The organism is Pseudomonas sp. PB103 (genome assembly GCF_009764635.1).
Taxonomy (GTDB): domain Bacteria; phylum Pseudomonadota; class Gammaproteobacteria; order Pseudomonadales; family Pseudomonadaceae; genus Aquipseudomonas.
Genome location: NZ_RWIL01000128.1, coordinates 1 through 9,139 on the forward strand (window position 1 = coordinate 1; position 9,139 = coordinate 9,139).

Below are 9,139 nucleotides of genomic sequence, written 5' to 3' on the forward strand. Positions count from 1 at the left end.
AATGCGCCTGCAGTGATCAGGCCTTGTTTTTCGCCGGTAACCGACATGTACGCTGGTGTTGCCATGGGGTGCTCTCCTTGCGGAATAATTTAAGGTGCCCGGGAGGCGAAATCGCCCGGTGGGTGCCTGACTGTTATCAAGGACCATGCCAGCTTTTGCCAAGTCCCCGGCAGCCGGGGGTTAGACTGCTCTAGCCTGCTGCTTTGCAGTTTTTTGGCTGGCGAATCGGGGCAAAAGTGCGCAAGAAGTTGCGCAGTACTGCGCAACTTCTTGCGCACTCGTCTGCAGGCCACGTTGGACGTGGGCTGTAGAGGAATTGATGGGTGAAAAACGAAAACAAGTGCGCAACTTCTTGCGCACTATGGCCGTGTGCCATCATTCGGCAAATTGAAACGATTCGTCGTCGATCAAGGTCAATCACTGACATCTGTAAAAGTGCGTCTGACCTTTCCTCAAACCGAGTGAGACCGACATGAAAATTCTGATGGTTCTGACCTCCCACGATCAATTGGGCGACACCGGCAAGAAAACCGGCTTCTGGCTGGAGGAATTCGCCGCCCCGTATTACGTGTTCAAGGATGCTGGCGCACAACTGACGTTGGCGTCGCCCAAGGGCGGTCAGCCGCCACTGGACCCGAAAAGTGACGAGCCGGATGCGCAGACTGCTGCGACCGAGCGTTTTCGCAAGGATTCTGCCGCGCAGTCGGCGCTGGCTTCGACAGTCAAGCTGGAGACGGTGAAGGCTGCAGATTTCGACGCAGTGTTCTATCCGGGCGGCCACGGGCCGTTGTGGGATCTGGCCGAGGATCGCCATTCGATTGCGCTGATCGAAGCGTTTTACAACGCGGGCAAACCGGTGGCGGCGGTGTGTCATGCGCCGGGTGTGCTGCGCCATGCCAAAGGCGCCGATGGTCAGCCGCTGGTCAAGGGCAAGCAGGTGACCGGGTTTACCAACAGCGAGGAAGAGGCGGTGCAGTTGACGAATGTGGTGCCGTTTCTGGTCGAGGACGAGCTCAAGGCCAAGGGCGGGATATTCTCGAAAGGTGCGGATTGGTCGAGTTATACCCGCGAGGATGGTTTGCTGCTGACGGGGCAAAATCCGGCCTCGTCGGAAGAGACGGCGTTTGCGCTGCTTTCGAGATTGCGCTGAATAATCTCTGTGCTGAGGAGATTTGTGGTGATGGGATCAATCCCCTCACCACAGGGATATTTGTTGGTTTTCAGGTCAGTTGAGCAGACAGGGTTTTGGCGCACTCTTCGAGGGAGCGTTGCTGCGTTTCGGCGTACAAGCCCAGCTCATCAATGGTCGAGCGGCCCAGCGCCTGTTCGAAGGCCTGGCGGTTGGAGTGTTCGCCATAGTGGGTCTGCGCAGCGTCCCCAAGGTTTGACTGAAAAATCCCCGCCGCACTCACCGGCAGGAAATCTTCGTACACCAGCGGTTCAGCTTTCACGTAGCCATCGCGCAATAAATCTTCCAGCGACACCTCGCCCAGACTGCCTGCGGCCAGGCCTTTTTCCGTAACGAAATAGCGAAAATACGCCAGTCCTTGTTCACGCATGCCTTCGATGCTGTCAGGGAATTCGCCAAAGTGCTCAGCCATCAGCGCGTTGTAGCGTGCGGCGTTTGCTTCGTTGGGAAATGCGCCCAGCGCTTCGCGGGCGGCATTCAATAACAGGTCGTACAGCGCACGGCCCTTGGGCGTCAGCGCCGCGCCACGTTGTTCGATTTCACCGAAACGCGCGCTGTGGCTGCCACGGTTCTCACCTTGATAGACACCTTGATCGGTGAACGCGATCGGCTCGTCCAGTGCCTTGAAACTGGTCTGGCGCAGCAGGATGGGGAATTGTCGCCGTGGCGGACCTTCGATGACTGCTTTCGGCGTGATGCCATGGGCCGGCATCTGCTCCTGAACGCTGTCGATGTCCAGCGTGCGCGGCGTCAGGTGATTGATGTGCGGGCCTTTGAACGCCACCACGTCGGCGATCAAGCGGTGCTGGGCACTGAGCGTCTGGTATTGCGCGGCGGTGACGGTGGCGCTGTGGTGCCAGCGAAAAGTCTCCAGTGCCTGCAGGACAAATTCCCCGGCTTCGGTTTCATTCAGACCGCCGGCCGTTTCAGCCTGGGCGATCAGGCGCAGCGCTGCCGGGGTGAAGATCGACCGTTTGGCCAACACCGATTCAGCAAATGCGCGCAGTTGCGGATCTTCAATCAGCTCCAGACGCAACAGCGAGGTAAACACCCGGAACGGGCTGACCTGCAACGCCTGCTCATGCACGGCGCGAAACGCTGTGGAGTGCACCGGCACACCTGCCGGTGTCAGGTCGTAATAACCCACCGGTTGCATGCCCATCACCGCAAACAGACGGGCGAGGGTGGCGAGTTCGGTTGCGGTGCCGACGCGGATCGCACCATGGCGCTCCATGTCCAGCCGCTCGATTTCTCCCGTGCTGTGCAATTGCCGGGCGATCTGTGGCTCACGGTCGAGAACCTGGCGATTGGTCTGCTCCACCAGCGCCATCAGCGCGCCGTACAGCGGCACTTCTTCGCGGTACATGTCGGACATCGCTTTGGAGAAGCGTTGACGGATCAGGTCGGGGCTGACGAAAGGCTGCACGCTCATGAAAAAAATTCCTGCCACGGTCACGTATGGGATGGCGGAAAAGATCGCAGCCTTCGCCCACGCCGGCAAACGAAGAATCCTACGGACTTCATTCTGCCAACGACTGATCCACCAGTTCGATCCAGTGCATCACGGGCGTTCGTCCGGCGCTGGCCAGATGACTCTGGCACCCGATGTTGGAGGTGACGATCAATTGCGGCCCGCCGCTTTCCAGCGCATTGAGGCGGTTGTCGCGCAGTTGTCGGGCCAGCACCGGTTGCGTCAGCGAATAGGTGCCCGCCGAGCCGCAACACAAATGCCCGTCGGGCACGGCGATGAGGTTGAAGCCGATTCGGCTCAGCAGCGCTTCGACGGCGCCACCGAGTTTCAACGCGTGCTGCAAGGTACACGGGCAATGCACGGCGATGCGCCGTTCACTGGCGGCGCACACCTGTTCCAGCGGCTCGCGGGCGAGTATTTGCACCAGATCCAGGGTCATTTCGCTGATGCGCTGGGCTTTCGATGCGTAGGCCGGATCGTCCGCCAGCAAATGCCCGTAATCCTTGATGAACGCGCCACAGCCGCTGGCCGTTTGCACAATGGCCTCGGCGCCGTTTTGCAGGTGCGGCCACCAGGCGTCGATGTTCTGCCGAGCGCGGTCGAGGCCTTTGGCTTGCGCGTCGAGGTGATAATCGAGCGCACCGCAACAGCCAGCCTCGGCCAGTGGCGTGACGCTGATGCCCAGACGATCAAGAACACGCGCGGTCGCGTCATTGGTGTTCGGTGACAAACCGGGCTGCACGCAACCTTCGAGCAGCAATACCCGGCGCGCATGCCGAGGGGCGGGGCGAGAGCCGTTAGCCGGCAAGTGCTGCGGCAGTTTGCTTTCTATCAATCGTGGCAGCAGCGGCCGAAACGTGCTGCCGATGCGCAGCAAACCTTTGAACAACTGCGGATTCGGCGCCAACGCGCGTAAGCCTTCACGCAGCAGGCGCTGGGCGGCCGGGCGCGGCACCGCCTGATCGACCACCGCGCGGCCAATGTCGAGCAGGTTGTGGTAATCGACGCCGGACGGGCAGGTGGTTTCGCAATTGCGACACGACAGGCAGCGATCCAGATGCAGTTGGGTCTGCACAGTGGCCGGTGCGCCTTCGAGCACTTGCTTGATCAGATAGATGCGCCCGCGCGGGCCGTCGAGTTCGTCGCCGAGCAATAGATAGGTCGGGCACGTTGCGTTGCAAAAGCCGCAATGCACACAAGTGCGCAGGATCTTTTCCGCCTCGGCGGCACGGGGCAATTGGCGGGATTGCTCGCTGAGGGTGGTTTGCATGGCTATAACTCCGCGTACATCCGGCCGGGGTTGAACAGCCCTTGCGGGTCGAGTTGCGCCTTGAGTTGCCGGTGGTAGCGCAGCAGCGTCGCGGGCAATGGCTGAAACGGGTGCTCGCTCGCGCCGTGAGTGAAGCAGGTGGCATGGCCGCCGAAAGACTGGGCGAGGGTATGAATATCGTCGCTGGAGGATTTCAGCCAGCGTTGCGCACCCGCCCAGTCGATCAACTGCTCGCCGGGCAGATCCCGTGGCCCAAGATTGTTTGGCAGCGACAGGCGCCACAGCGGCAGGCCTTCATCGAAAAAGCTCAGGCGGTGCTCATTCAAATCGCGCCAGAACCGTGAATCGAGTGGCTCACCGCCGAGCCGTTGATGCGCCGCTGTGACAGAGCCTTCGCCGCCCTCAAGACGCAGATACAGGCTGTTGCCATCGTGGCACGCCGCGCTGATCGGCAACGGTTGCTGGCCCCACTCGGCCAGTTTGACCAGCGCCCGCGCGCAATCGATGTCCAGGCGAATGCTCAGGCACTGACGGGGTTTGGGCAGGACTTTCAACGAGACTTCGGTGAGCACGCCGAGGCAACCGAAGCTGCCGGCGAGCATTCGCGACAGGTCGTAACCGGCAACGTTTTTCATCACTTCACCGCCGAAACGCAAATGCTGGCCGAGACCGGTGATCACCCGTGTGCCGAGGACGAAATCGCGAACCGAACCCGACCATGGCCGGCGCGGCCCGGACAAACCCGTGGCGATCATGCCGCCGACCGTGGCGCCATCGGCAAACGACGGCGGCTCGCACGGCAACATCTGCCCGCTGGCGTCCAATGCCGCGAGCAGCTCTGACAGCGGCGTGCCGGCGCGCACGCTGACCACCAGTTCGGTCGGTTCATACCGGACGATGCCGCGATGGGTACGGAGGTCAAGCACTTCACCGGCCACCTCGCGGCCGAGGAACGCTTTGCTGTTACCGCCCTGGATCTTCAGCGGCGTGGCATTGGCCCGCGCCTCGTTGACCTGGTCGAGCAGGGCGTCGGCGGCATCGACGTCAGCCATCAGAAACGCTCCAGTTCGGGGAAGGGCAGTTGCCCGGCATGAATGTGCATGGCGCCGAACTCGGCGCAGCGGTGCAGGGTCGGGATGTTCTTGCCGGGGTTGAGCAAGCCCTGCGGATCGAAGGCGGCTTTTACCGCATGGAACAGGCTCAGTTCGTCGCTGTTGAACTGCGCGCACATCTGATTGATTTTCTCCCGTCCCACGCCGTGCTCGCCGGTAATGCTGCCACCCACCTGCACGCACAACTCAAGAATCTTGCCGCCCAAGGCTTCGGCGCGCTGCAGTTCGCCCGGTTGGTTGGCGTCGAACAGAATCAGCGGGTGCATGTTGCCGTCACCGGCATGGAACACATTGGCCACGCGCAAACCGTATTCCTCACCGAGGCGAGCGATGCCTTGCAGGACGCCGGGCAATTCGCGGCGCGGGATGGTGCCGTCCATGCAGTAATAGTCCGGCGACAGACGCCCGATGGCCGGGAAGGCGTTTTTGCGACCGGCCCAGAAGCGCACGCGCTCGGCCTCGTCGCGAGCCTGGCGCACTTCAGTGGCGCCGGCGAGGTTCATCACTTCGCGTACCCGCTGGCAATCATCGTGGACATCGGCTTCGACGCCATCGAGTTCGCACAGCAGAATCGCCTCGGCATCGACCGGGTAACCGGCGTGGATAAAGTCTTCGGCGGCACGGATGGCGAGGTTGTCCATCATCTCCAGGCCACCGGGAATGATCCCGGCGGCGATGATTTCGGCGACCGCGCGGCCAGCCTTTTCCACCGAATCGAAACTGGCCAGCAGCACTTTTGCCACCTGCGGTTTGGGCAGCAGTTTGACCGTGACTTCGGTGATGATCCCCAGCAACCCTTCGGAACCGGTGAACAACGCCAGCAAATCGAAACCTGCTGAATCGAGGGCGTCGGAACCCAGCGTCAGGCGTTCGCCTTCGATGGTCAGCACTTCGATTTTCAGCAGGTTGTGCACGGTCAGGCCGTATTTGAGGCAATGCACGCCGCCGGCGTTTTCCGCGACGTTGCCGCCAATCGAGCAGGCGATTTGCGACGATGGGTCCGGCGCGTAATACAGCCCGAAAGCGGCCGCCGCCTGGGAGATCGCCAGGTTGCGCACGCCCGGCTGGACCCGCGCGGTGCGGGCGGCGGGGTCGATGTGCAGAATATTGTTGAAGCGCGCCATCACCAGCAGCAGGCCTTGTTCCAGCGGCAAGGCGCCGCCGGACAGTCCGGTGCCGGCACCACGGGCGACCACCGGGACGTGGTGCTGGTGGCAGAGCGTGAGCAGGATTTGCACTTGCTCCAGCCGCCGGGGCAGGGCGACCAGCATCGGTGTGGTGCGGTAGGCGGAGAGGCCGTCGCATTCGTAGGGTTTGAGTTCCTCCTCGCGCCAGAGGATGTCGAGATCCGGGAGGGCCTGCTGCAGGGTTTTCAACAGTTCGGCTTTGTTTACCTGCGGCAATGGGCCGTCGAGGCGTTCGTCATACAAAATGTTCATTTCACCCCCAAAATCCTGACCACTGAATTCTGTCCCTGTAGGAGCTGCCGAAGGCTGCGATCTTTTGATCTTAAAAGCACAATCAAAAGATCGCCGCCTTCGGCAGCTCCTACAGGGGATTCAGGTCAGCGTTGGTTGCCGAGGAACTGCCGGTATAACCGCGCGGTGTTCGACGGTTGTTCGACCATCGGCATGTGCCCGACGTGATCCCATACATCGACCTGCAGATTAGCGATGCCCTTGCTCCAGACCGGTACGCTGCTGACGTCGATCAAGCGATCCTTGCGTCCCCACAACAACAGCGCCGGGCATTTGATTTCAGCCAGTTTCGGCTCCATCGGCGGGCTGGCGCGGAAGTCGCGGAAGATTTCTTCCAGTTCATCACGCTGCTGTTCGTAGCGCTGCGCAATGGCGTCCAGCACCAGGCTCGGCACCCACGGTGGCGACTCCATGGTCATTGCGTAAAACTGGCGAAACTCCTCGCGGGAATTGATCAGGAACGGGTTATGCCCGCGCGCCAGATGACGCTCCATGTCACTGACTTCGGGGGCCGTGACGCCCGCCGGGTCGATCAGCGCCACCGAGGCAATCCGCTCCGGATACGTCGCCGCCAGCCATGCCGCGATGTAACCGCCCATGGAGTTGCCGATCACATGGACTTTCTCCACGCCACACACGTCGAGCAACTGGATCATGCGCTTGGCCTGCAGCGGGATGTCATAGCCACCGCCGGCCTTGAAGCCGGTTTCGCCATGGCCGGGCAGGTCCGGAATGATCACCCGGTACTGGCGGACGAAATGGCGGGCGCAGCGCAGCCACAGGTTCTTGTCGGCGCTGTAGCCGTGCAGCATCAGAATCGCGCTCGACGCTTCATAAGGCCCGCCTTGCCAGGTCGAAACACTCAGCTCGGCGATCGGCACTTCGATCTTGTGCAATTTGTACAACTTGGCTTCGATGGCCATGTTCAGGTCATACAACCAATGGCCGACCGCTGGGTAACTCAACCAGCTCCAGGCCACGAAAACCGCGAGGGCGACAAACAGCAAAAGCATCGACGTCTTCCTTTTACGTGTTCAGGACAGAATGTGGTCGGCCGGTTTCAGCGCCCGGGTCAACCGGTAATAGCTGAAACTGAAGCCGGGAAACATCGCGATCACATGACCGCTCTTGCTTTGATACCAACTGTGGCAGCCGCCGGACTTCCACACCGTGCGTTCCATCTCCCGGTGGATCATTGCAGTGTAGGTACGTTCCGCCTCGCGACGCACTTCGATGCTGCGCAGGCCCTGGATTTTGAGGGTGCGAATGCAGTCGATGATGTAGTTCATCTGCGATTCGATGATGAACAGCGCCGAGGTGTGGCCAATTCCGGTGTTGGGCCCGGTGACGATAAACAGGTTGGGGAAGTCCGGCAGGCTGGTGCCGAGGTAGGCGCGCGGGTACTCGGCCCAGACCTCTCTGAGCTGCACGGCGTTTTTTCCGCTGACCGGGTAGGAAATTACCCCGTCGGTGGCGTCGTAACCGGTCGACCAGATAATCAGATCAACCTCCAGGTGTTGCCCGTCCTGCGTATTGATCCCGCTTTCATCGATTGAGGCGATGCCTTGCTCGCGGGTGTGCAGCGTCACATTGGGTCGGGTCAGCGCCGGGTAATAGGTGTTGGAGAGCAACACCCGTTTGCAGCCAATGGTGAAGTCGGGCGTTAGTTTTTCCCGCAGCAGCGGGTCGTGTACCTGACGTTCAAGCAAGCGCAAGGCCTGACGCTGAACCATACGGATCGCCGGTTTCGAATACTTGAACGCGATCACCCGGGTTTCGAATTGCCAGTAGATCAGCCAGCGCAACAGCTTGTAAGCCGGTTTCAATCCGAGCAGCCAGCGCTGGAACCGCCCGAAGACGCGATCAGCACGCGGCAACACCCAGTGCGGCGTGCGCTGAAACACATGCAGTTGCTCGACCTGCGGCGCAATCGTCGGAATCACCTGCACGGCGCTGGCGCCGCTGCCCACGATGGCCACACGTTTACCGCGGTAGTCGTAGCTGTGATCCCAATTGTTTGTATGAAATGTCTTGCCCTGAAAGCGATCCTGCCCGGGGATTTGTGGGATGACCGGCTGGCTCAACGGCCCGCTGGCATTGATGACGAATTGCGCATGGAAAGTGCCTTTGCTGGCGGTGTGCACGGTCCAGCGCTTTTCTGTGTCATCCCACTCGATGCGTTCGACATCGGCCTGCAACTCTACGCGCTCACGCAGGCCGAACTGCTCGATCACCTGCTCGGTATAACGTTGCAGTTCAGCTTGTGCGGCGAACATCTGCGACCAGCGATAGGGCGCAAACGATAGTGAATACAGGGGCGACGGCACGTCGACCGCCGCACCGGGGTAGGTGTTCTGGCACCAGGTGCCGCCGAAGAAATCCCTTCGCTCCAACAGGCGAAAATCATCGATCCCGGCCTTGAGCAAATTAACCGCCGCGCATTGGCCGCCAAAGCCGCTGCCGATAATCAACACTTGGTAAGTCTGCATGGGCCTCCTTATAGTTTTTTTTTCGTTTTGCTCCTTTCATGTATAGCCAAATATTCGCTCGGCGGGGATGTAGGAGCTGACGAGTGAAACGAGGCTGCGATCTTTTGATCTTTTTTTTCAGAATCAAGAT

The 9,139-nt window shown here is 60.8% G+C and carries 7 protein-coding genes and 1 pseudogene; 1 reads left to right on the forward strand and 7 read right to left on the reverse strand.

Annotation, left to right across the window (positions count from 1 at the left end):
* A pseudogene (locus EJA70_RS23555) lies at positions 1-65 on the reverse strand (type VI secretion system tube protein Hcp); the annotation flags it as partial.
* 407 nt (positions 66-472) lie between these two features.
* On the opposite strand from EJA70_RS23555, the gene EJA70_RS23560 reads away from it, so the two are divergent.
* The gene (locus EJA70_RS23560; RefSeq protein ID WP_008082478.1) at positions 473-1,150 is read left to right on the forward strand and encodes a type 1 glutamine amidotransferase domain-containing protein; all 678 of its coding nucleotides are present in this window, start codon (positions 473-475) and stop codon (positions 1,148-1,150) included.
* A 70-nt stretch (positions 1,151-1,220) separates the two neighbouring features.
* On the opposite strand, the gene EJA70_RS23565 is transcribed toward EJA70_RS23560, so the two are convergent.
* The 6 genes from EJA70_RS23565 to EJA70_RS23590 all read right to left on the reverse strand — a co-directional run bounded on the left by EJA70_RS23565 (position 1,221) and on the right by EJA70_RS23590 (position 9,009).
* A complete protein-coding gene (locus EJA70_RS23565) occupies positions 1,221-2,621 on the reverse strand; it encodes a VOC family protein (protein WP_158833880.1) in 1,401 nt (466 codons plus the stop codon).
* 88 nt (positions 2,622-2,709) lie between these two features.
* A complete protein-coding gene (gene glcF, locus EJA70_RS23570) occupies positions 2,710-3,930 on the reverse strand; it encodes a glycolate oxidase subunit GlcF (protein WP_158833882.1) in 1,221 nt (406 codons plus the stop codon).
* Positions 3,931-3,932: 2 nt separating this feature from the next.
* Positions 3,933-4,982, reverse strand: coding sequence for a glycolate oxidase subunit GlcE (gene glcE / locus EJA70_RS23575; RefSeq protein WP_158833884.1), 1,050 nt, complete (start codon positions 4,980-4,982; stop codon positions 3,933-3,935).
* Positions 4,982-6,481: a glycolate oxidase subunit GlcD gene (glcD, locus tag EJA70_RS23580; RefSeq protein ID WP_158833886.1), complete on the reverse strand. Its 1,500-nt coding sequence runs from the start codon at positions 6,479-6,481 to the stop codon at positions 4,982-4,984. The genes glcE and glcD overlap by 1 nt, the downstream gene beginning before the upstream one ends.
* 125 nt (positions 6,482-6,606) lie before the next feature.
* Positions 6,607-7,533, reverse strand: coding sequence for an alpha/beta fold hydrolase (locus EJA70_RS23585; protein ID WP_008082472.1), 927 nt, complete (start codon positions 7,531-7,533; stop codon positions 6,607-6,609).
* Positions 7,534-7,554: 21 nt separating this feature from the next.
* Positions 7,555-9,009: an NAD(P)/FAD-dependent oxidoreductase gene (locus tag EJA70_RS23590; protein ID WP_158833888.1), complete on the reverse strand. Its 1,455-nt coding sequence runs from the start codon at positions 9,007-9,009 to the stop codon at positions 7,555-7,557.
* Positions 9,010-9,139: the final 130 nt, after the last annotated feature.